Raw genomic sequence first — 21719 nt, forward strand, 5'->3', positions numbered from 1 at the left:
CGGGGAGCCGGTTTTCCCCCTGGTCAGAGGATGCGAACCAGGATTTCCGAGTGGCCTGCGCGGATCACATCACCGTCGGCGAGCTGCCAGTCCTGCACCGAAGCACTGTTCACCGTAGTGCCATTGGTGGAGCCGAGATCGGAGAGCATCGCGACCTGTCCGTCCCAGCGGATGTCGATGTGGCGGCGGGAGACACCCGTGTCGGGGAGACGGAACTGGGCGTCCTGTCCGCGACCGATGATGTTGCTGCCTTCGCGAAGCTGGTAGTAGCGGCCGCTGCCGTCTTCGAGCTGAAGCGTTGCCGTCAGAACACGTCCGGCTGCGGCCGGGGGCTGCTGGTAGCCGCCACCCGCGTATGCCTGCTGCTGTTGGTAGCCCGGGTCGGCCTGCTGGTAGCCGGGGTCTGCATAACCCTGATCGGCGTAGCCCTGCTGGCCGTATGCCTGCTGCTGGTAGCCGGGATCTGCGTAACCCTGATCGGCGTAGCCCTGGTCGTAGCCGGCGCCTGCTGCGCCTGCCGCACCTGCGGCGTAGCCCTGCTGGCCCTGGTAGCCGGGGTCTGCATAGCCTTGGTCGGCGTAACCCTGCTGGCCGTAATCCTGGCTGTAGGCCTGCTGGCCGTAAGCCTGATCGCCCTGCTGGCCGTAAGCCTGATCGGGCTGCTGGCCGTAGGCCTGGTCTTGCTGGTAGCCGCCTTGGTCGGGCTGCTGGTAACCCTGGGCACCGCCGTAACCCTGCTGGTCGTAGCCCTGCGGCTGGTAACCCTGCTGGTCGTAGCTCTGCTGGTCGTAGCCCTGCGGTTGGTAACCCTGCTGGTCGTAGCCGCCGCCCTGATCGTCGTACCCGCCGCCTTGGGGGGCGTAACCGCCGTTGTAGCCCTGTGCGTAGCGCTGATCCTGGCCGCCGTGCGCGTGACCGTTTCGTGCGTACTGTGCTTCCGCCTCGGCGGGGTCACGGCTTGGTTCGTAGCCGGGGTTCTGCGTCATGGAGCCAACTCCTGGTTCGGGGGTCACTGTTGGACGGTTCTGCGGGGTCCGCTGTGACGGGGCGTGCGTCGGTGGACGCCCTGCCTCGGGGTCGACCGAGCCGTGTGTGCGGAACTGCCCGGTGTGCAGTGCCGAGGACGACTCGAATACAACATGGATCTCACCGTATGTCTGCCATCCCTGTTCGCGAATGAAGTCCTCAAGGTGACGCGCGAACGCCTTCACAGTCAAGTCCCGATCTGCCGCCAAGGCCTCGTGATCGGAGTCGCTGATGGTGATGACGTACTTGTTCGGGGCCAACATATGGCCACGAGCAAGCTGCTGGACGCCGTCGGTTGCCTCCTGCTGGAGGGCAGCTTCGACTTCTTGGGGGACGACACCGCCACCGAAGACGCGGGCGAACGCGTCGCCGATTGCAGCCTGGAGCTTTCGCTCGAAGCGTTGGGCGATACCCATGACGACCCCCTTTCCGGTCACAGCGTGTCGTGGGTGCAGATCTCGCTACTGCATGGTATCCACTTTTGCTCGGATTCGACCGGGCGGATTACTCCGCGTGTTCAACCTGACATGTTCTTTGCTGTGATCCGACACCGAAAACCGTCTTGACCTGGCGAATCGGTGTTTGAGTATGCCTTGTGTTACTGTTTCCTGCGTTGCTCGGGCGAGTGGCGGAATGGCAGACGCGCTGGCTTCAGGTGCCAGTGTCCTTCGGGACGTGGGGGTTCAAGTCCCCCTTCGCCCACAGTGAGCAGTTCCGCGAACTGCGCAGAACGAGGCCACGAACTCGAAAGAGTGCGTGGCCTCGCTTTATTCCTCGATCCGGATACACGCACGCGGTCCAGGCAAATACAACAGGTCGTACCTGTTGTATTTGTCTGGAACTGCGGCAGTTGTGTCGATCATCCTGGGTCGGGCTTGCGCTGCGCCGGTGGGTAGCCGTCCGTTCGCGTCCACACTCCGACCATTTGGCCGCGTTTGTCCGTTCTCCACACCTGGGGATAAGTGTGTTGAGCGATGCATGCAACGGTGTCGCCCCGGCCTCAACAACCAAGAACTGTTCGTTCCGCCGTCCGATCACCTCCTGACCGGTCAGGACGGGACGCTGTAGAGGGTGGCGATCGCAGCGGCACGGTCGTGCAATGACGAGCGCAACCATTGCGGGGCCAGGACTTCCGAGTGCGAGGCAACTTGCCAGAGTGCCCATTCGGCGTGTCGTAAGTCCTGGAAGATCAGCTGCAGTCGCAGCCGACCGCCCGAATCGGTGTCCTCGGCGCAGATCTCGAGAGCAGTGCCCACCAGTTCTTCTCGATGTTTCCGGTCCAGCAGAACCTGAACGACGATCTGGTCGCCGCCGGTCCGAAACCGGACGCTGCGTTTCTGCCAGGCCTCGCCGAGATCGACCCGATCCGGTCGTGTCGCGGGTTCGGAGAGCTCCTCGGCGGCGAGAACCCGGGACAGTCGGTAGGTGCGGTCCTCCCCGGATTTCGTGGCCAGCAGGTAGCCCTGATCGCGCACTGTGACGAGTCCGATCGGCTCTACCGTGCGCCACACCGGGGTCTGTCCCAAGGCCGCATATCGGATGCGGAGTCGGCGCCCGGCGAATACCGCGCGCCGGATCTCGGTCGCGACAGAGTCGGGTAGCTCGTCAGCGAGCGTTCGACGCGAGAGAAGGTCGGACTCGGGATCGATGAGCACTCGCTCGACTCCTCTTGTCGCGATTGCCTGCTGACCCTCGGGTAGCGCGTCGATCACTTTGAGCATGGCCGACGCCAGCGCCGAACCGAGCCCGAATACTTGTGCACCGCGACGTGATGCCGAGACGAGTAGGGCAAGCGCCTCGTCGTTGTTGAGTCCGGTGAGTTCGGTTCGGAAACCGGGCAACAGCGCGAATCCGCCATTTCGGCCGCGATCGGCGTAGATGGGGACGCCGGCGGTGGACAGCGCCTCGATATCGCGCAGCACCGTACGGGTGGACACTTCCAACTCACGCGCGAGCGTCGCACCACTGAGCCGACCGTGCCTGCGCAGCAGCAGGACCAGCGATACCAACCTGTCGGCGCGCATACGCGAAAGCTACAGGAATATACGACACAAGGTGTCGTAATTATTTGGGACGCTTAGGCGGTCGCAGTGGCTTCCACGCTGCTGGACGTACGCACGGTCGAATCGAATGGAGCTGATATGGCAATGGAACGTAGTGCGGTCAATCCGGTGAAGTGGTCGATGGAGATGGGATTCAACCAGGGCGAGATCGTCTCGGGACAGACCCGAACGCTGTACTGCTCAGGGCAGACTGCGACGAATAGCGACGGTGAACCCCAACATGACGGCGACATGGCGGCACAGTTGACGCTGAGCCTCGACAACCTGGAGGCCGTGCTCGGCGAGGGCGGTATGTCCCTTGCCAACCTCGTCCGGCTCAACGTCTACACCCCTGACATCGACCTGCTCTTCCCCCACTACGGCCTACTGACCTCGCGGCTGGGCGCCGCCGGGGTGGCGCCGACCAGCACGTTACTCGGAGTGGCACGGCTGGCGATCCCCAGTTTGCTGGTCGAACTGGAGGGGACCGCGGTCGGGTAACCGGCGGGTAGAGGCAGGAGTCAGCGGGATGCTCGGAGCGAGGCGTCCAAGACGGTCATGAGTTGCGCAGCGCGGCTCCTGCCTGTCGGCGCGACGGGATACCGACACAGGACGTCGATCAACACCGGAGTTGCTCGTACGCGCGCTCTTTCGATCAGTTCGTCCCCGACTGCAGGGTCGCCGCCGGCTTCGATCTCGACGATACGAGCCACGTTGGCGGCAGCGCGGAGGATGTGCCCGACCTGGTGCGCCTTCGCGATGGGATGAAGGTATGCGGCGGAGGCAGCGTCCCCGGCGGCTTGCGCGGCCAGGCGGGTGATCTCGGTGGGAGCGTCGCCGGCCGCCCGGTGCGCGTCCATCGAGGTGACACGCTGGAGCTTGCTTCGGCGTGCACCGTCGACGAACTCCCAGGCAGCATCGAGTGCGGCACGAGGACGGGGATCGTCCGGCAGCGTGTTCTCGAACCGGGGGAGAACCACCTGTGCAGACTCGGCGACGTAGCGAGCCACTACGCGCAGTTCATCGTGCGTCAGTTCGAAGTCACCGGTCACGGACGCCATCGCCTGATCCTTTCATCGTCCGACTCGCCCGATCGGCACCGCGGCGCCGCGAACCGACCCACAATGGATGACAGCACGTCCGTCGCCGGCGAAGGGATGTCCAAGTGGATCGGTTCGAGCTTCCGCACACGCTGCGTAGATCGTCGAAGGAGGTGCAGGAGGTGTACGGCGCTGCCTACGAGGCAGCGGCCAAGCGGGTCGGCGAAGGCGAGGACGCCGAGCGCGCCGCCTACGGAGCAGTCAAGGAGAAGTACGACCTCGAGAACGACCATTGGGTGCCGAAACAGGATTGACCTTCCCGGAAGGGCTCGGCCGGCTGCCCTGAAATCGCAAAACGCGAACGACCTGTGTCGTCGTTGTAGGCCGCAGTGTTGTAGGCCGCAGTGTTGTAGGCCGCAGTGTTGTGGTCATCAGCGCGGATATCCACGGCGCACGGTGCGCGCGAGGATTCCGAGGGTCGATTTCAACGATCCCTCGGCGATGACCGGAAAAATCCCTGCCTCACGCCACTTCGGGTCGATATCGGACCAATCGTAGTAGGACGTTACAAGCGAACCACCGTCTACCGGTTCGATCCGATACCCGTAGACGTGTCCGATCTGCGGACGAATGGCGCCCAGGATCGTCCAGGCGATTTCACGATCCGGAACAAATGTCTGGATCGTCACCGTCACGTCGTATTCGCCCATCGGAAAGTCGCCGAGGGCTTCACGGTCCATGTGTACGACGAAACTGTCACCGACCGAGTTCACGACGTCGCCGTCTGCATCCATCAGCATTCCCGATCCGTCGATGGCAACGTGGCCCTGGGGGTCGCAGAGTACCGAGAATATCGATGCGGGATCGGCTTTGATGGTGCGCTGCACTTCGATGCGCTCAGTAGACATCCGACGATGTTGTCAGATGATCGGCGTTTGTGCACCTATGGCATGTACGACCGATTCGGTGAGATGAGTCCTTGTAATCAAGCTGATTTCAACGGTCGTCGCCGTGGCGCACGCGTTCTACATTCGACGAACACATCACCCGGAGTTGAACTTCCGGGTCCGATTCACCGTCACGAGGGAGTTCGCATGCCGCCCACCATCTCGCGACGCCGGTTGTCCGGCACAGCGTTCGGGGAGGGCTGAGCGATGGCGACGATCCTCGACCGGACACGGAAGTCGGATGTGGGAGTGCCGACGACCGTTGGCGCGGAGTCCACGCTCATCGATCCGACAGTGCTGAGCAGGAAGACCCAGAGCTCATCCCGCGTGCCGCGATCAGTACAGCGCATGACCGGTCCTGTCCTGATCATCGTGGTCTGGCAGCTCGTGGTGAGCACCGGGTTGTTCAGCGAGAACACCCTCTCCAGGCCGTTGTCGGTGCTGTCCGCAGCGTGGCGTCTGATTGCGAACGGCGAACTGCAGGAGCATATGTCCATCAGTCTCCTGCGGGTGGGCTACGGCTTGCTGTTCGGCATCGTGCTCGGGCTGGTCCTCGCGTTGATCTCCGGGTTGTCGCGCGTCGGTGAGAACTTCGTCGACGCCAACATGGAGGTGCTGAGGGCTGTCCCGAACTTCGCTCTCGTTCCCCTGCTCATCGTGTGGTTCGGTATCAGCGAGACTCCGAAAGTCCTGCTCATCACCCTCGCGGTTGCTGTCTCGATCTACATCAACACCTTCTCGGCCATCCGCAGCGTCGATGCCGGACTGGTGGAGGCGGCGCGATCCTTCGGTGTGCAGCGCGCCGAACTGATCCGCCGGGTGATTCTGCCCGGCTCCCTCCCCGGATTTCTGATCGGGCTGCGGCTGGCGCTGACCGGCGCGTGGCTGTCGTTGATCTTCGCCGAAACGATCAACGCCAAGCGTGGTCTCGGTCGCATGATGAGCGATGCCCGCGAGTACTTCCAGCTCGACGTGGTCTTCGTGCTCATCGCGGTCTATGCGATTCTCGGCCTGATCTCGATCTTCATCGTCCGGGCACTCGAAACGCGCCTGCTCACGTGGAGGAGGTCGTTCGATGGGAACTGACCTGATCGAACCGACCAGGACGAATCCGGTGGTCGTCGCACGTGGGGTGCGACGTGTATTCGGCGAGCAGGTGGTGCTCGACGGTCTCGACCTCGACATCGACCCCGGTGAATTCGTTGCGTTGCTCGGTCGGAGCGGATCCGGTAAGTCGACCTTCCTGCGGGCACTGGGTGCGCTGGACGCCGATGTGGAGGGGCACCTCCGTGTTCCGGCCCAGCAGGCGATCGTCTTTCAGGATCCGCGCCTGCTGCCGTGGCAGAAGGTGCTGACCAACGTCAATATCGGCCTCCCCGACAACGCGCAGACCCGCGCGGATGCCCTTGCCGCGCTCGACGAGGTTCAGCTCGCAAGCAAGGCCGAGGCCTGGCCCCGCACGCTTTCGGGTGGCGAGGCGCAGCGTGTGGCGCTCGCACGGGCCCTCGTCCGGGAACCCGAGCTGCTCCTGCTCGACGAGCCGTTCGGTGCTCTGGACGCGCTCACCCGCATCAGGATGCACGGGCTTCTCCAGCAGCTCGTGGCCAAATACCGCCCTGCCGTACTTCTCGTCACCCACGACGTCGACGAAGCAATTCTGTTGGCAGATCGCGTGATCGTACTGACCGATGGTGCGATTTCGCTGTCATCAGCCGTCGAGATACCGAAGCCCCGTTCCCGCGATTCCGGGAAATTCAACGAGCTGCGGCGTCAGCTGCTCACCGAGCTCGGTGTGGGCGACGAACCGGACGCGCAATGATCCGCCGGCTCTTCGCTCTGGGTGCAGAGCACAACCACCACGGTTCGACGACGAAAGAGCAGGCTGTGCCGAATACAGAAGGATCACGGTGGCTTCTGCTGCCCGCATTGGCGATAGCGTTCGCGGTCTCCGGATGTGGTCTGTCCGGGGCCGACGGGCAGGAAGCGCTCGCCGAGGCGACCATCGCCCACCGCAGCGATGACATTGCCGAGGACACCTCGCTCGTCGTCGCCGAGCAGAATGCGAGCCGTTCTCTGCCGCTGCAGCTTTCAGGTGCCACCGAGGAACTTCCGTACTCACTCGACTTTGCCGACTTCAGCGGCGGACCCGCGGTCATCGAAGCTCTCCGTTCCGGCGCTGCCGACATCGGAGCGGTCGGCGAGGCTCCCATTCCACTCGCAGTTGCCAGTGGCGTGACCGACATCGTCGCTATCGGCCTCGAAGCAAATCCGGGAAGCAGCGGCGGGTACTTCCTCGCCGCACAGCCCGGAAGTGGAATCGAGACCGTCGCCGATCTGAAGGACAATAAGGTCGCGTATCCACCGGGCACCGGACGGCACATGATCGTCGCCGGTCTCCTCGCTCAGGCGGGGCTCGATCCGAAGACGGACATCGAGGCCGTCGAGCTCGCCGGCGCCGAGGTCGCGCCGACGTTCGCGTCGGGTGCCGTCGACGCCGCGATCCTCACCGGTGTCCAGTACTACAAGGTGGGTGCGCCGCCGATCATCGGCGACGGAACCGGAATCAACACCGGCATCAACACGCTGATCGTCCGCAGGGAGACACTCGGGGATCCTGCGAAAGCCGCAGCCATCGGCGATTTCGTCGGACGGTCCGTGGCAGCGAACAACTGGATCACTGCTCATCCCGACGAATGGGTCGATGCGTACTACGTGGGAACCCAGGGGATGACACCGGAGGACGGGAAGTCGTTGCACGACCACATCGGCAGCGGGAAGTACTACCCGATCGACGAGAAGTCGACTGCGCTGTTCCAGACGGTCGCCGACGGACTGCTCGAGACCGGAACCATGGCCACCGCGGTCGAAATCCGATCCTATGTCGATGGCCGCTACAACGACATCGTCGACGCACAGAACAACGCGGACGGATCCGAACCACAACCGTTGCCCTGACGCTCTGTGACACCTGAAGTTTCTGAAGTTCCTACAGCTCAGATAATTCCGATGAAGGGAAGTTCACCATGACCCAGGCCGCCACCAGACTCGACGTCGTTCCCCAGTCCGGATACGCCGGTGCAGAGATTCGGGGTATCGACCTGACGCGCGACCTCACCGACGACGAGATCAACTCCGTCCGTGAGGCCTTGCTGAAATGGAAGGTGGTGTTCTTCCGCGAGCAGTTCCTCGACCACGACCAGCACCTGCAGTTCGCATCCTATTTCGGCAATCCGACTCCGGCTCACCCGTTGTTCGATTCGATCCCGGACGAGAACTACCCGACCATCTATCCGATTTTCCGAGATCGGTTCAAGGCTCGGGTTGCGAAGAGCAGTGGTTACGACAAGGTGCGCTGGCACGCGGATGTGACCGCCGCGGTCAATCCGCCGTTCGCATCGATTCTGCGTGCCGAGGAGCTTCCTCCCTACGGTGGTGACACACAGTGGTCCAACGCCGTGGCGGTATACAACGGTCTGTCGGCACCGGTGCAGAGATTGGCTGACGAACTACGTGCGGTGCACCAGTTCACACCGGGTGCGGGGGCGAAGCCCACCGAGAACTACGTCCGCCGTGTCGAGCGTCGCCCGCTGGTGACCGAGCACCCGGTGGTGCGTGTGCATCCGGAGACGGGAGAGAAGGCCCTGTACGTCAATCCCGGATTTACTCAGTACATCACCGGTGTCTCCGCACATGAGAGCCGTCGTCTGCTCGGGCTCTTCTACGAAGAGTTGGGCCGCCCCGAGTACACCGTGCGGTTCAAGTGGGAGCCGGGTTCGATTGCATTCTGGGACAACCGTTCCGCTGTGCATCTGGCACCGTCCGATCTCACGACCGAACACGACCGTCGGCTCTACCGCATCACCCTCGAGGGTGATGTGCCGGTCGGGCCCGACGGAGCCGAATCCGTTGCACTCGAGGGCGATCCCTTCAACGCTGTCTGATCCCACACTAGGAGTTCGATGTTCGCCCGTACGCGGGAGACGGAACCCTCCGCGGGCCTACGTCCATTCTTCACTTCGCTGTTCGTACCGTCCGCGATCTTCGGTCTGGGTACCGGCGCGGGTGCTCCGATGATGGCCCTCCTCGCCCGCGATCTGGGCGCCTCGGTACCTGTCGCGGGCATGATCGTCGGGATGATCGCACTCGGTGCGGTCCTCGGCGATCTGCCGTCGGGATCCGTCGTGGGACGATTCGGGGAACAGCGGGCGATCATCGGAGGCACCGTCCTCGGCGCGACGGGTGTGCTCGTCTCGCTGTTGGCCCCGAATCCGGCGATCCTGGCGGTCGGTGCCGTGCTCACCGGATTCGCGATGGCGGTGTGGGGCCTGGCCCGGCAGAGCTATCTCGCAGGTGCCCTTCCGATACACATGCGTGCCCGCGGTATCTCGGCAAACGCGGCTATGCACCGCGCAGGGTTTCTGGTCGGGCCGTTCGTCGGGGCCGTTGCCGTGCATCGATTCGGTATCCAAGGCGGATTGATGGTGGAGTTCGTGGCGATCATCGTCGCGGGCATCCTCATCGCGAGGTCGACGGTCCCGGAGCCGCAGCGTTCCGATAGGGGAGGAGTCGGAGTTCTCGGTGTCGCGCGATCCCACCACGTCGTGCTCCTGACGCTGGGCGCGGGATCGATGCTCGTCGGAGCATCGCGCGCGTCGCGTGAAGCGGTGCTGCCGCTGTGGGCCGAGCACATCGGCGTTGCACCGGCCACGGTGGCGCTGGTGTTCGGGATCAGCGGCGCGGTGGACCTGCTGCTTGCCTACCCCGCGGGTGTTCTCATGGACAAATGTGGTCGCCTCGTGACCGCGATACCGGCATTGTTGCTGTTCGGAACCGCCTTTCTGATCCTTCCGCTGATTCACGAATTGTGGTGGCTCATCGTCGTCGCGGTGGTGCTCGGCGCCGGCAACGGCATGAGCAACGGTCTGGTGATGACCCTCGGCGCGGACGTCTCACCGCGGGACCGCCGCGCCGAGTTCCTCGCCGCGTGGCGGCTGACCCACGACACCGGATCATTCACCGGCCCGCTGGTGGTCGGGGCCGTTGCGACGGTGTCGCTTGCTGCGGGCGCTATGACGATCGGTGCGCTCGGTGTGGTCGGCGCAGCCGTGATGTGGCGGTACATACCGCGATACGTGCCAAGTCCGAGAGCCCGGCTCAACCATCCGGATATGGTGAGGCCATGAGCTCCCTTCCCAGCCGATGGATTCCGCACCGTCGCGAGGATGGGGAGGTCATCGGTTGGATCGACATGGAATCTCGGGAACCGGACCTCATTCCCATCGACCGCCTGGGCCGGGCTCTCCCGTCGGTTCCCGATTGGAATGCAGCCGAGGAAGTTCTCGACGATGTGGGGCTGCGCTTCTTGATGAACCGATTCCACTACCGCGGGCACACGGTGCGGATCAGGCATCTCTACGAGGACAGGGTCATCGTCACCACCGCGGTGTCCGACGCGATCGGCGATGTCGGGCAGGAGTTTACGCTTCCCTTCCCCGCGGGCCCCGATCTCATCGAGGTCCGGACACGCTGACCGATCGGGCGAATCATCGGGTAGGCGGCAAGCCCAGTGCATCGGCGAGCAGCGGCCACGACTGGTAGAAGGCGTCCTGCCAGTATCCCCACGAATGGGTCCCTCTGGGCTGTAGGTCGAACGTCGCTGGGATATCGAGTTCGTTCAAGCGGTTCTGCAGGTTCGTCGTGCACCAGTGCACCGCGGCCTCGATCACTCCGCCGACCACGACCTGGTTTGCCAGCGCCAGCGCTTGGTTCTCGAAGCTCGCATCCGGTTCCACGACGGTGAACTCGTTGCCGAGGGTTTCGTGCGGTCCGGGGAGCCCGGTGGCGTCGGAGATGAACAGCTCGGTTCCGCGTAGACCCTCGGCGTTGACCACAGGATCGTTCTCCACCCATGCCGGATCGTCGTCCTCGCCGTACATGTTCCGGACATCACCGCCGCCCCAAGTTTCGACGACGAGCTTGACGAATTCCTTGCCGATCGGATCGGAGGTCTGTGCGCAGCCGCTGTAACCGGCTGCCGCGGAATAGAAACCCGGCTTGGCGATCGCATATTGGAGCACTGCGGTCGCCGTCATCGAGTTCGCTGCAATAGCCTGGACACCGTTGGTGTCCAGTGCTGCGTCGACCAGAGGCGGAAGTTCCTCGAGGAAGAACGTCTGCCATTTGTTGAGGCCGAGATTCGGGTCTTCGCGTTTCCAATCGGTGTAGTACGAGAACGCGCCGCCGATGGGCATCACCACGTTGACGTCCTGCGTCTTCAGGAAATCACCGACGTCGGTGTTGGCCCACCACGTTGCGGCGTCGGTTCCGCCTCCGGCACCGTTGACCAGGTACAACACAGGTCGAGGCGCAGACGCGTCGCGCGGCCGTTGGACTCGGACCGTGATGTCCTTGCGCATCGCGGCGGAGTGGACCTGCAGGGTCAGGAACTGTCCGTCGATCTCGCTCGAAACGATCCGGGAGCCATTCGGCGACACCGGGTCCGCAAGCAGGGATTGTGCTGTGACGATAGGGTCGCTCGGCGCTTGCTCCTGTGCGAATGCGATGCCGCTACCGGCAGTGGCCGCAAGCATCGTCGCGACTGCTCCTGCGACGACGGTGGTCCTGATTCGCCTTGTCGATATCGACCACATCTCGGTCCTTCCCCGAATTGCTTCAGCCGGCGAGTCCGCCACCGACAAGAACGAGCGACGCGACGGACGATACCGTACGCAGAATATTGAATGTGTTCCAACGGGGATGGAACTCAGCGAATCCGATGCGTGTGGAATCGAGCGAATTGTTCAACGGAACGTTGACGATGACGGTAACGATCAGGGAGCCGGCGAAGCTGACCGCTGCCGCGGCGAAGAACCACAGCGCGGACGACCCCTCTGCGAAGAACCCGGATATGAGAGCCAGGATCGGAGCACCGAAGGAGGGTACGAACAGCCACGGGGTGAGGATCTTCCGATTCATGCTCCGCATAGCGAGATCGGCTGCGTCGGTGTCGATCGCTTTGAGCCCGGGGATCACCGACATCGAGAACGAGTAGTACATGCCGGCGAGAGCTCCGTGCAGGACGAGCGTGATGAGACCGAGTAGCGACATGCAGCCATGATGCTCCTGCCAGTCGCGGCCGACAACGTGAAGGCTTGTCGTGGTGTGTCATTGGCCCTGTAACACCGCACCGTCGACCGCGATACATAGGCGAATTATCGAGATCGAGACAACGTCGAAGGGTGCATCATGTTCAGAAAGCTCGCTCTGGTCGGTGCTGTGTCTGTGTCACTCTGCCTGGGGTCGGTGGGGACTGCTACTGCGGATCCGGTGTCGCCACTCCCGGTTATCGACAATTGGGGGTGCAATGCGGAACCGCTTCGGTGCAATGTGCTGAACCCGCTTCTAGCGATTCTCATCGGAATTGCGACCGGGTCGAGCGACGGCGGCGGGCTCACCGGTTCTTAGCCGGCCTCTGGGTGGCTCGCTGACGCACGACCCTTACGTTTCCGCCGTCGCGGGAGTACGTTCGTTGTCGCGACGCGGGGATGAATTTCGCTGACTCGAGCAGTCTCACTCTGTGCCATCAACGACGAATCGTGGAGAACCGAATGAGCCAACTGCTGAGAGTCCAGAATTTCACTGTGTCGAGCGACGGCATCGCTGCAGGTGAGAACCAAAGTTTCGAGAGTCCGTTCGGTCTCGACCACGGCGACCTGCTCGCGTGGGCGGGTGCCACCGCTAGCTGGCCCAATCGCACCGAGCCCGGTGGAAGTCGCGGCCTCGACGACTATTTCGCACGCGACTTCGCACACAACATCGGCGCCGAGATCATGGGGCGAAACAAGTTCGGTCCGCAACGTGGTCCCTGGGCCGATCACGAATGGCTCGGCTGGTGGGGCGAAGAACCGCCGTTCCACACGCCGGTGTTCGTGATGACCCACTACGAGCGTCCGTCGTTCACCCTGGGCGACACCACGTTCCACTTCATCGGCGGAGACCCCGCCACGGTCCTCGAGCAGGCGAAGAAAGCCGCGGACGGCAAGGATGTCCGGCTCGGCGGCGGGGTCACCACCGTCAAGGAGTTCCTCGACGCGGACCTCGTCGACACCCTGCATGTGGTGGTGTCGCCCGTGACCTTCGGTAGTGGCCTTCGGCTGTGGGAATCGCCCGACGAGTTACTCGACCGATTCCACCTCGACGTGGTGCCCAGTCCGAGCGGTGTCACCCACCATCTGTTCTGGAGGAAGTGACGGCGCGCCGCACCGTGAGACTGCCTATCGCGAGACTGCGCGGTTGGTGAGTCTCCTGCGGATCGCATAGCCGGCCACGATCAAGGCGACGAGCCCCGGTCCGGTATGGACCGCGAAGACTCCGAGCAGACTCGGACCACCCCAGTCGTCGCGGTAGCTCGCCGGATCGTGGTAGTCGATGATGAAGAATTCGGCGACTCCACGGACGATCAGGTACAGGCCGACCAGGCAGCCGATGCCGATGGCCGGCCTTGTGAATATCCGCTTCCGGTGCCGACCGAACGCGACGACGATCAGCACGACGACGAGCGCGACCAGTACAGCAGCCACGGAAATACCCACGAAGTGGGGTGGGTCCGAATCTGCGGCGGTCACGAAATCCATGATCGGATTGCATCATTGTCGGCGCCGCGACACATCAGGGAAATCCCGGATCTCCTCGGCTGCGAGCTTCACTCGGCGCGCGGCCGCGGAAGGTACCTGTCGATGAACAGGCCCTCGGCCGACACACAGACCTGACCGTCGGCGGTGCTGATCTCTCCGGTCGTGTGGATTTCTCGGCCCTCACGCGACACCTGGCGGGCGCTGACGGTCAGGGGCTCGAACAGGGGTGCCACGCGGTGGTACCGAACCGTGAGCTCTTTGGTCATACCGCGCTGGCCCGCGAAGTCGTTCGCGACTCCGAGTGTGTGGTCGAGGATCAGCGCGGACACGCCACCGTGCACCTTCGCGGGTGGGCCCTGGTAGGGAAGACCGAGAGTGGTTTCACCACTGATCGATCCGTCGTCGTACCCGCGGAGTTGCACGGGAGGTGCGATCGGATTGTCGATGCCCGTGACCGGACTGTGCCGGGTCGGGCCCGTCCCCGCCCACATTTCGACCAGTCGCGAGTCGAGGCCGGGGGAGTGCCCGTCGAGCGTGTCGGCGATCTCGCGCAACGTGTCGCGGATTCGCGCGAGATGCGGGTTGTCGCGTCCGGTGTGCAGCACCGACGCCATGATGCGTCGTGTTGCGTCGACGACTTCCTCGATCACATGACCGGTGGGTGGGGAAGAGATCTCGACGCCTTCGTTGTGGGAATCCACCGGAGTAGAAGAGGTCATGATCTCCCTTGTCGCCGCCCGACCGAACACCGTGCGAGGTCGACGATAGGTCGTGCACGCGGTGGTTCTCGTCGTGTTTCCGCTGATCGGGACCCGTCGGTGTAGGCCGCCCATCGAACAGCGCTTTCCCGCGAATGGGACCGGACGCACAGCGAATCGCGCACCATTGTTCTGTGACCACACCCCACGAGGGCAGTCCCACCCGAGCACCGCTGGTCCTGGCGTCGCTGATCCTCGTCGCAGCGGTGGCGAATCTGAATCTCGCTGTCGCGAACGTCGCGCTGCCCGACATCGGGAAGGCGTTCGATGCGACCCAGACGAGCCTGAACCTCATCGCTGTCGGATATTCGCTCGGTCTTGCGGCGTCCGTGCTCTATCTCGGCGCCATCGGCGACCGCTACGGACGCAAATCCATGTTGATGCTCGGCATGGCACTGTCGGTCCCCGCGTCGCTCGTCGCCGGGTTTGCACCGAACGAGGAGATCCTGTTCCTGGCGCGTGTGGTCGGGGGGATCTCTGCCGGCCTGGCTTACCCGACGACGTTGGCGCTGATCACCGCATTGTGGTCGGGTGCCGCGCGCACCCGTGCAATCGCATTGTGGTCGGCGATCGGCGGCGGGCTCACCGCTCTCGGGCCGCTGGTCGCGGGGTCGCTGCTGGAAGGATTCTTCTGGGGCTCGGTCTTCCTCGTGACAATTCCGCTGGCGCTTCTGGCGCTCGGGCTGACGGTGGCGTTCGTGCCGAGTCATGTCAACGAGTCCACCGATCCCGTCGATCATCTCGGTGGAATCGTGTCGGTGGTGCTGGTCGGCTCGCTCGTCGTCGGAATCAACTTCGCGCCGGTCGACGGAATGACGACGGTCGCGGTATCCGCGTTGGTGCTCGCCGCTGCGGCGTGTGTCCTGTTCGTACTTCGGCAGCTACGGGCGCGGAACCCATTGTTCGACCTGCAGGTCGCTCGTCGCCGGATTTTCTGGGTCGCGGCGGTCGCGGGCATCATCGTGTTCGGCACGCTGATGGGGACGATGTACATCAGCCAGCAGTATCTGCAGAACGTGCTCGGCTACTCGACCCTGGCAGCAGGCTCGGCGGCGCTGCCTGCGGCATTCGTGATGGTGCTGGTGGCGCCGCAGTCGGCGAAACTCGTCGAGTCGCACGGAGCACGGTTCACATTGTTGTCGGGATACGTCGCGATCGTGTTGGGGTTGGTGGTGGCGTTGACGATGTGGGATGAGGGCGCCCACTACTGGGTGGTCGCGCTCGGCTTCATGTTCCTCGGCGCCGGTGTGGGTCTGGCGGGCACGCCGGCATCTCATTCGCTGACGGGGTCGGTTCCGGTGTCGCGGGCCGGTATGGCGTCGGGTACCGCGGATCTGCAACGCGACCTCGGCGGCGCGATCGTGCAGTCGATTCTCGGAGCGCTGCTCACGGCGGGGTACACGGCGTCGTTTGCGGCTACCATCGCCGCGAATCCGCACTCGTCGTCCGTCGGCGAGCAGACGCAGGACGCGCTGGAGAAATCATTTGCGGGCGCAGCCAACATCGCGGAGCAGTATCCGCAGTACGCGCAGCAGATCATCGCGGCGGCACGTTCGGCGTTTCTCGACGGGGACACGCGCGCGTATGCGGCAGCGATTGCGATTGTTCTGATCGGTGCGGCACTGGTGTTCTTCGTGTTCCCGAAGCGTGATGCGGAGCGCGAGTTGCTCGCCCGTTACGCCGCCGAGGACGCCCGGTGAATCGGGGATAGGGTCGCATCGTGGAATCCGACGTGGACGAGGTACATCAGGCCGTGGTCGCGGTCGCGGGCGAGTCACTGGAGCGCATGCGGGAGATCCTGTCGCAGATGAGCTTCCAGCAGGCGAACACCGCCCCTGCGTTACCCGGCGCGAACAGTCCGTATGCCATCGTCACCCACTGTGTCGGTATGGCCGACTATTGGGGCGGATCACTGATCGCCGGGCTACGCATCCCACGCGACCGAGACGCCGAGTTCGAGGCGCACGGTGACCCGCGAGACCTGTGTGATGAGGTCGAACGGCTGCGTCGACGATTCCCCGGCTGGGTGAGAATCGCGTTGACCGAAGGCATCCGCGATCGCACCGCCGTAGGCACTACGCGGAGCAACGCACAGACTGCCAGTCCGACGTGGGTTCTACTGCATATCGTGCGTGAACTGTCCCAGCACCTCGGGCAGCTCGAGATCACGCGCGATCTGCTGGCCACGAATGATCAATGACGACTTCTGGATCGGGTCGGTTCACTAGCCGCGGGCGTCGAACTGCTCCCGGTGAGCGTGTACTTCGTCCATGTGCGCTTGGGCCCACACCTTGATTCCACGTATCACCTGGTGCAGCGACAGGCCGAGATCGGTCAGTTCATAGTGGACGGTGACCGGCACAGTGGGCGTCACTGTGCGGGTGACCAGTCCGTCGCGTTCGAGGGAGCGCAATGTTTGGGTGAGCATCTTCTGGCTGACGCCGGCCAGTCGACGCGACAACTCGGAGTAGCGCATCGCCCGCGGCTCACCGGCACATTCACCGTTCGGCTGGGGGCCGTCGCTGCCGAGGGCGGCCATGATCAGCGCAACCCATTTGTTGGAGATCCGGTCGAGCAGCTGGCGGCTGGGGCACTGTGCGAGGAATGCGTCGTACTCCTCGTGCGCCTGTGCTCGCTGTTGAGCCGCAGTCATCGTCGGCATCGCGGAATCCTTCCCGTCGAAGGGTGAGTTACGCACTTCGAAGTGCCTACTTCCCACTGGAGAGTTACGCATCAATAGTGAAGTGGAATCGCATTCAGCGCAAGACTCGAGGAGTAAACGATGCACACCTCCACTTTTCGCACAGCCGTCATTCGTATCCCGAACGGCCCTGACTCGATCGAGATCATCGGCGTTCCCGCCCTCGAACCAGGGCCCGGTGAGGTCCTGGTCCGGGTCGCAGCAGCGTCGGTCAACCCCGTCGATCTCGCTGTCGCGAGCGGCTTCTTCCACGCGGCGGGACTGATCAACCAACCCGAACACACCGGCCTGGGAATGGATTTCGCCGGAACGGTCCTCACTACCGGGCCGGGGGCAGACCTGACCGTCGGCGACCGTGTCGCAGGTGCGGTCGTGGGATTCGACCGCGACTTCGGCACCTATGCAGAGCAGCTCGTCGTGGCTGCCGCTGACGTCGCCGTCGTTCCTGACGACCTCGAACTGATCGACGCTGCGACGGTGCCGGTCAACGGACTTGCTGCAGCCCAGATCGTCGACCTTCTGGGTGACGCGCCCGCGGGCGCCGACCGGCTGCTCGTGACCGGAGCAGCAGGTGCGGTCGGGGGATACCTCCTGTCGCTCGCACGCGATCGCGGCTGGCGGGTGACCGGCCTGGCCAGAGGCGAGGACGAAGAATTCGTACGCAGCCTCGGCGCGGACTTCACCACGCACGCAGAGCCGGGTTGGGACGCCGTCGCCGACGCTGCAGCGTTACAAGAGCGGGCGATTCCCCTGGTCCGCGAGGGTGGGGCGTTCGTCGGTGTCCGGCCGAACGGGGAACCTGCAACGGAGCGCGGCATCACTAGGACTGCAGTGGACACGACGCCGGACGGACCCCGGCTCGCTGAACTGCTCGCCCGGACCGTCTCGGGCGAACTACCGGTTCGAGTCCACGCGGTGGTGCCGTTGGAGCAGGCAGCCGACGCACACCGCGCTGTTGCGAAGGGTGGGGTGCGCGGACGCTACGTCCTCGAGCCCTGAAATGTGGACCTGGTGTCACATTTCCGTCGTGGCCGGTGTCTCCATGTCGAAGCCACTTCGATCGGAGGAATGATGACCACCAGGATTCCGCCCGCAGAGATGACCGGATTCTACGGCGGACTCGTCACTCGAGTGTCGCGCCGAATGGTCGGCAACGTGCCCGACGGTGTAGCCGTGTTGTGGCACAACAGGAAGGTACTGAACTTCAGTCTCGGTGTCGGCCGCAAGGTGAAGAAATGGGACCGATGTGACGAGAATCTGAAGTCGTTCGCCAACATGGCGGTGGCGGCGTTCGTCGGATGTGAATTCTGTCTGGACTACGGGTATTTCGAAGCACACCAGAAGGGTCTGGATGTGAAGAAGGCACGTGAGGTCCCGCGGTGGCGCGAGTCCGATGTGTTCGCACCGCTCGAACGCGATGTGATGGAATATGCCGAAGCGATGAGTTCTACTCCGCCGACCGTCACCGACGAGTTGTCGGCCCGGTTGCTCGATGCACTCGGCCCGGCTGCGCTGGTCGAGTTGACGGCACACGTCGCGTTTTCGAACTTCGCCACCCGATCCAACATCGCCCTCGGCGTGAGTTCTGAGGAATATGCGGCGAGCTGCGATCTTGCTCCGCTCGCCGTAGCGTCGAAGACATGATCGGTGATCCGTTCGTCACCCATCGCAGCCTGCTCTTCACGGTCGCATACGAGATGCTCGGCTCTGCTGCCGATGCCGAGGACGTCGTCCAGGAGACATGGCTGCGGTGGGACGCGGCGGACCATGACGAGGTGAACGACGCCCGCGCCTATCTGGTTCGGATCGTGACGCGGTTGGCGCTCAATCAGTTACGGGCGTCGGCGCGGCGACGCGAGGAGTACATCGGGGAGTGGTTGCCGGAGCCGCTGCTCACGAGTCCGGATGTCGCCGACGACGTCGAACTCGCCGAGAGCGTCTCGATCGCGATGTTGACCGTGCTCGAGACGCTCTCGCCGGCCGAACGCGCGGTGTTCGTGTTGCGGGAGGTGTTCGATACGCCGTACGCGGAGATCGCCGCGGCGGTGGACAAGACTCCGGAATCGGTGCGGCAGATCGCGCATCGTGCCCGTCGACATGTCGCCGCACGACGACCGCGGATGGAGGTCGATCCCCTTGAACAGTCGGTGGTGGTCGACAAGTTCTTGGCAGCGGTCACCACAGGTGACCTGCAGACTTTGATGGAGGTGCTTGCTCCCGATGTCGTGGTGATCGCCGATGGTGGAGGGCTGGCCCCGGCCTCGCGGAAGCCGATCACCGGGGCCGGACTACTCGCGCCGCTGCTGATTCGCTCCGCGAAGATCCGAGGGTTCGAGGCGACCACCACTCGGATCAACGGGACGGCAGGCGTGCGCCTCTCCGTGAACGGCCGGACTGTGGTGGTGAGCTTGGTGGTCGAAGACGGCAGGGTCACCCGCATCTACGGAATGGCCAACCCCCACAAGCTGGGAAGGATGGACAAGGCGGTCGAACTGCAGCGTTGAACACCGATGCTCGCGCATCCGAAAGTCTGTGAAGGCATGTGTAGTCCGCTTCGCAGCGGGGTATACAGCCAAAACGCTGTCGATGTCCGACACGGAGGGAAGCTCTGTGCTGGGCATCGCTCGCATTGATGCACGAGAAGGGACTTGTACACCATGCTCGGACTCGGAATTATCGGCTGGATCATCATCGGCGGTCTGGCCGGCTGGATCGGTAGCAAATTCATGGGAACCGACGCCCAACAAGGCATTCTCCTCAACATTGTCGTCGGAATCATCGGCGGACTGCTCGGCGGCTTCCTATTGAACCTCTTTGGAGTCGACGTCGAGGGCGGCGGGATGATCTTCAGCTTCCTCACCTGTCTGCTCGGTGCGGTGATTCTGCTGTTCCTGGTCAAGGCAGTCACCGGGCGTGGCGTCCGTCGTTGACGGCGACCGCTTCATGAACTTCGCCGTGGCCGGCTCGACGTCGGCCACGGCGATTTCTTGTTCAGATGCGCGCCCATAGACGAGCGTCCGAGTCCCAAACCGATGAGCTATGTGAAATAGATCACCGAATGGGTCTGTGGGAGCAGGTGATTAGGCCACCCCGGTCTGGGTACGCAATGTGTGCAGATGGGAATCCTTCCAGATGCAGAAGAAGGAATTCGGACCGAGTCCGTGTCCACACGAGGAGGAAAAATGACCGAAATCCTGCAGGCAGTCATCGACAATCTCGACGCCATTCTCGAGACGCTCTCCACCGGTAGCGCACAGCTTCTCGGCACCGTGCGGTGATCGAGCTCCTCTAGAGGGAAGCGGAGGGTTTCCCTCTCGGAGACTGTGATCAGCAGAATCGTCGGCCACAGCGTGTGATTCGAACGCTGTGGCCGACGCATCTCTTCGTACCCGACGACGCGACCACGAAGGTCGATACCCCGGCTGCCGCGGAGGCGGTCGATGTCCGGACCGTGCCGAGCACGTTGTTGTTCTACGTCGTGTCGGGTTTGTGTGTCGGCGTGAACCGGTTCGCACGCGTCGAAAGTCGTGGAGAGTGCAAGCTCGAGTTCGGTGGCCGGCCGGGTCAGCCCGAGCCACGGGCGTTGCGCCATGCCGCCCACACCTCGGGGCGGAGCCTGCCACGATCGGGCACGTCGAGGCCCGCTCCGCGGGCCCACGCGCGCACTTCGGCGGTGGACGGCTCCGTAGCGGCAGTGCCACTTTGCTGAGGAATGATGCGCTTGTGGGACGCGTCTTCGATGCCGGCCCAGTCATGCGCCGCGGCGAGATAGCGGTACGTCCACTCCTCGGCGAGTTGCCGGGTTTCACAGAACACGATCGGCACACTCGGGTAGCGCACCTGCAGTTCGGCGAGTCCGTCCGCGATCACCGCCGGGCGGACGCGTTCGAACTTGAACACGGCCGAGTAGCGGTCTTCGACCACCACGGCAGCACGCGGCAGCGCAGCGAGTTCGGCCATCGCGAAGCGGAGCTTGCCGCTGGTCAGGCTACCGACCAGATCGGGCAGCGACTTGCGTTCGACAGAAGCGACCAACCGGTCGTCGACGAAAAGGCCGTAGTCGCCGCACGGCAGCGCACGGCTGACGGTGTCAACCTGCTGGCCTGCGAACTTGTAGGCGTAGCGCTCGTGGGAATCGACAGTGATCGTCAAGTCGGAGATCCGGGCGGCCCGAGCGGTGGGGGTGCGAACGTTCGGACGTGCTTGCTTACGGGTGCGCGGTGATTGCCAGAACACCGCGTCGCGCCCGCGGGCTTTGGTGAACACGATCTGCGACCGGTTCTCCCGTCCCCGGTCCAGAACCACGTCGATCGCAGCACCGCGACGCACACAGGAACGCAGTCCCACCTGTTCGACGATCTCGGGATGTTCGGGCCATTCGTCGATCGGAACGGGATAGCAGAACAGGGCTTTGGTGCGCGGCCAGGTATCGGAGGTTCGGAACACCAGCCCGCCTGCCAGGGGGAGCCGCAGCAGGAACGGCAGCCGTGAGTCGGGGTCCGGGTTGCGGGCGATCACGATGTTCACGACGCTCGGCAGCCTTTCGCTCGGCGGTTCATACCGAGCAGTGTC

The 21719-nt window shown here is 63.8% G+C and carries 26 protein-coding genes and 1 tRNA gene; 16 read left to right on the top strand and 11 right to left on the bottom strand.

The window, feature by feature from the left end; all coding sequences use genetic code 11:
• Positions 1–23 precede the first annotated feature (23 nt).
• Positions 24–1442, bottom strand: coding sequence for an FhaA domain-containing protein (locus ACFWCF_RS04380; RefSeq protein WP_378557736.1), 1419 nt, complete (start codon positions 1440–1442; stop codon positions 24–26).
• A gap of 203 nt (positions 1443–1645) precedes the next feature.
• Here ACFWCF_RS04380 and ACFWCF_RS04385 point away from each other — a divergent pair.
• Positions 1646–1728: transfer RNA gene (locus tag ACFWCF_RS04385), tRNA-Leu, on the top strand.
• Between the two features lie 347 nt (positions 1729–2075).
• Here ACFWCF_RS04385 and ACFWCF_RS04390 read toward each other — a convergent pair.
• Entirely contained in the window at positions 2076–3050 is a 975-nt protein-coding gene (locus ACFWCF_RS04390) for a helix-turn-helix transcriptional regulator (RefSeq protein WP_378557600.1), read from the bottom strand.
• Positions 3051–3173: 123 nt separating this feature from the next.
• Here ACFWCF_RS04390 and ACFWCF_RS04395 point away from each other — a divergent pair, with 123 nt between their 5' ends.
• Entirely contained in the window at positions 3174–3569 is a 396-nt protein-coding gene (locus ACFWCF_RS04395; protein ID WP_378557739.1) for a RidA family protein, read from the top strand.
• Between the two features lie 20 nt (positions 3570–3589).
• Here the strand turns inward: ACFWCF_RS04395 and ACFWCF_RS04400 are convergent, their stop codons facing one another.
• Positions 3590–4129: a putative immunity protein gene (locus tag ACFWCF_RS04400; RefSeq protein WP_378557603.1), complete on the bottom strand. Its 540-nt coding sequence runs from the start codon at positions 4127–4129 to the stop codon at positions 3590–3592.
• 104 nt (positions 4130–4233) lie between these two features.
• Here ACFWCF_RS04400 and ACFWCF_RS04405 point away from each other — a divergent pair, with 104 nt between their 5' ends.
• Positions 4234–4422, top strand: a complete 189-nt coding sequence (locus ACFWCF_RS04405; RefSeq protein WP_378489691.1) for a ChaB family protein — start codon at positions 4234–4236, stop codon at positions 4420–4422.
• A 117-nt stretch (positions 4423–4539) separates the two neighbouring features.
• Here the strand turns inward: ACFWCF_RS04405 and ACFWCF_RS04410 are convergent, their stop codons facing one another.
• A complete protein-coding gene (locus ACFWCF_RS04410) occupies positions 4540–5016 on the bottom strand; it encodes a polyketide cyclase (RefSeq protein ID WP_378489692.1) in 477 nt (158 codons plus the stop codon).
• 170 nt (positions 5017–5186) lie between these two features.
• Complete coding sequence (locus ACFWCF_RS04415) at positions 5187–5339, bottom strand: hypothetical protein (RefSeq protein ID WP_378557606.1); 153 nt, start codon at positions 5337–5339, stop codon at positions 5187–5189.
• 64 nt (positions 5340–5403) lie between these two features.
• Here ACFWCF_RS04415 and ACFWCF_RS04420 point away from each other — a divergent pair, with 64 nt between their 5' ends.
• The 6 genes from ACFWCF_RS04420 (at position 5404) to ACFWCF_RS04445 (ending at position 10585) form a co-directional block, all read left to right on the top strand.
• On the top strand, positions 5404–6141 hold the full coding sequence (locus ACFWCF_RS04420; protein ID WP_378557609.1) for an ABC transporter permease subunit: 738 nt from the start codon (positions 5404–5406) through the stop codon (positions 6139–6141).
• Positions 6131–6874: an ABC transporter ATP-binding protein gene (locus ACFWCF_RS04425; RefSeq protein ID WP_378557612.1), complete on the top strand. Its 744-nt coding sequence runs from the start codon at positions 6131–6133 to the stop codon at positions 6872–6874. Before ACFWCF_RS04420 ends, ACFWCF_RS04425 begins: the two co-directional genes overlap by 11 nt.
• A gap of 65 nt (positions 6875–6939) precedes the next feature.
• Positions 6940–8010, top strand: a complete 1071-nt coding sequence (locus ACFWCF_RS04430) for a PhnD/SsuA/transferrin family substrate-binding protein (protein ID WP_378557615.1) — start codon at positions 6940–6942, stop codon at positions 8008–8010.
• Between the two features lie 68 nt (positions 8011–8078).
• Positions 8079–8996 (top strand): TauD/TfdA dioxygenase family protein, encoded by a 918-nt coding sequence (locus ACFWCF_RS04435; protein ID WP_378557618.1) that lies wholly within the window; start codon positions 8079–8081, stop codon positions 8994–8996.
• Positions 8997–9014: 18 nt separating this feature from the next.
• On the top strand, positions 9015–10238 hold the full coding sequence (locus ACFWCF_RS04440) for an MFS transporter (RefSeq protein ID WP_378557621.1): 1224 nt from the start codon (positions 9015–9017) through the stop codon (positions 10236–10238).
• Positions 10235–10585, top strand: coding sequence for a hypothetical protein (locus ACFWCF_RS04445; RefSeq protein WP_378557624.1), 351 nt, complete (start codon positions 10235–10237; stop codon positions 10583–10585). Before ACFWCF_RS04440 ends, ACFWCF_RS04445 begins: the two co-directional genes overlap by 4 nt.
• A 13-nt stretch (positions 10586–10598) precedes the next feature.
• Here ACFWCF_RS04445 and ACFWCF_RS04450 read toward each other — a convergent pair whose 3' ends face one another.
• Together ACFWCF_RS04450 and ACFWCF_RS04455 are read right to left on the bottom strand one after the other, a co-directional pair.
• The gene (locus ACFWCF_RS04450; RefSeq protein ID WP_378557627.1) at positions 10599–11645 is read right to left on the bottom strand and encodes an alpha/beta hydrolase; all 1047 of its coding nucleotides are present in this window, start codon (positions 11643–11645) and stop codon (positions 10599–10601) included.
• A gap of 82 nt (positions 11646–11727) precedes the next feature.
• Positions 11728–12162, bottom strand: coding sequence for a DUF1772 domain-containing protein (locus tag ACFWCF_RS04455; protein ID WP_378557629.1), 435 nt, complete (start codon positions 12160–12162; stop codon positions 11728–11730).
• A 500-nt stretch (positions 12163–12662) separates the two neighbouring features.
• Here ACFWCF_RS04455 and ACFWCF_RS04460 point away from each other — a divergent pair, with 500 nt between their 5' ends.
• Positions 12663–13304 (top strand): dihydrofolate reductase family protein, encoded by a 642-nt coding sequence (locus tag ACFWCF_RS04460; RefSeq protein ID WP_378557631.1) that lies wholly within the window; start codon positions 12663–12665, stop codon positions 13302–13304.
• Between the two features lie 24 nt (positions 13305–13328).
• Here the strand turns inward: ACFWCF_RS04460 and ACFWCF_RS04465 are convergent, their stop codons facing one another.
• Together ACFWCF_RS04465 and ACFWCF_RS04470 are read right to left on the bottom strand one after the other, a co-directional pair.
• On the bottom strand, positions 13329–13688 hold the full coding sequence (locus ACFWCF_RS04465) for a hypothetical protein (protein WP_378557633.1): 360 nt from the start codon (positions 13686–13688) through the stop codon (positions 13329–13331).
• 68 nt (positions 13689–13756) lie between these two features.
• Positions 13757–14407 (bottom strand): PaaI family thioesterase, encoded by a 651-nt coding sequence (locus ACFWCF_RS04470; protein ID WP_378557635.1) that lies wholly within the window; start codon positions 14405–14407, stop codon positions 13757–13759.
• Positions 14408–14541: 134 nt separating this feature from the next.
• On the opposite strand from ACFWCF_RS04470, the gene ACFWCF_RS04475 reads away from it, so the two are divergent.
• Both ACFWCF_RS04475 and ACFWCF_RS04480 read left to right on the top strand, forming a co-directional pair.
• Positions 14542–16146, top strand: coding sequence for an MFS transporter (locus tag ACFWCF_RS04475; RefSeq protein WP_378557638.1), 1605 nt, complete (start codon positions 14542–14544; stop codon positions 16144–16146).
• A gap of 20 nt (positions 16147–16166) precedes the next feature.
• A complete protein-coding gene (locus ACFWCF_RS04480; RefSeq protein WP_378557641.1) occupies positions 16167–16646 on the top strand; it encodes a DinB family protein in 480 nt (159 codons plus the stop codon).
• A gap of 24 nt (positions 16647–16670) precedes the next feature.
• Here ACFWCF_RS04480 and ACFWCF_RS04485 read toward each other — a convergent pair whose 3' ends face one another.
• Complete coding sequence (locus tag ACFWCF_RS04485) at positions 16671–17108, bottom strand: winged helix-turn-helix transcriptional regulator (RefSeq protein WP_378557644.1); 438 nt, start codon at positions 17106–17108, stop codon at positions 16671–16673.
• A gap of 120 nt (positions 17109–17228) precedes the next feature.
• Here ACFWCF_RS04485 and ACFWCF_RS04490 point away from each other — a divergent pair, with 120 nt between their 5' ends.
• From ACFWCF_RS04490 to ACFWCF_RS04505, 4 genes are all read left to right on the top strand, one after another.
• Complete coding sequence (locus ACFWCF_RS04490) at positions 17229–18146, top strand: NADP-dependent oxidoreductase (RefSeq protein WP_378557647.1); 918 nt, start codon at positions 17229–17231, stop codon at positions 18144–18146.
• Positions 18147–18218: 72 nt separating this feature from the next.
• Positions 18219–18791: a carboxymuconolactone decarboxylase family protein gene (locus ACFWCF_RS04495; protein ID WP_378557742.1), complete on the top strand. Its 573-nt coding sequence runs from the start codon at positions 18219–18221 to the stop codon at positions 18789–18791.
• Positions 18788–19651 carry an RNA polymerase sigma-70 factor gene (locus ACFWCF_RS04500; protein ID WP_378557650.1) on the top strand — a complete coding sequence of 288 codons (864 nt, stop codon included), beginning with the start codon at positions 18788–18790 and terminating at the stop codon, positions 19649–19651. Before ACFWCF_RS04495 ends, ACFWCF_RS04500 begins: the two co-directional genes overlap by 4 nt.
• A gap of 153 nt (positions 19652–19804) precedes the next feature.
• The gene (locus ACFWCF_RS04505) at positions 19805–20077 is read left to right on the top strand and encodes a GlsB/YeaQ/YmgE family stress response membrane protein (protein WP_378489730.1); all 273 of its coding nucleotides are present in this window, start codon (positions 19805–19807) and stop codon (positions 20075–20077) included.
• 634 nt (positions 20078–20711) lie between these two features.
• Here ACFWCF_RS04505 and ACFWCF_RS04510 read toward each other — a convergent pair.
• A complete protein-coding gene (locus tag ACFWCF_RS04510) occupies positions 20712–21674 on the bottom strand; it encodes an ERCC4 domain-containing protein (protein WP_378557653.1) in 963 nt (320 codons plus the stop codon).
• Positions 21675–21719: the final 45 nt, after the last annotated feature.

Source organism: Rhodococcus sp. NPDC060090 (assembly GCF_042729855.1).
Classification (GTDB): domain Bacteria; phylum Actinomycetota; class Actinomycetes; order Mycobacteriales; family Mycobacteriaceae; genus Rhodococcus.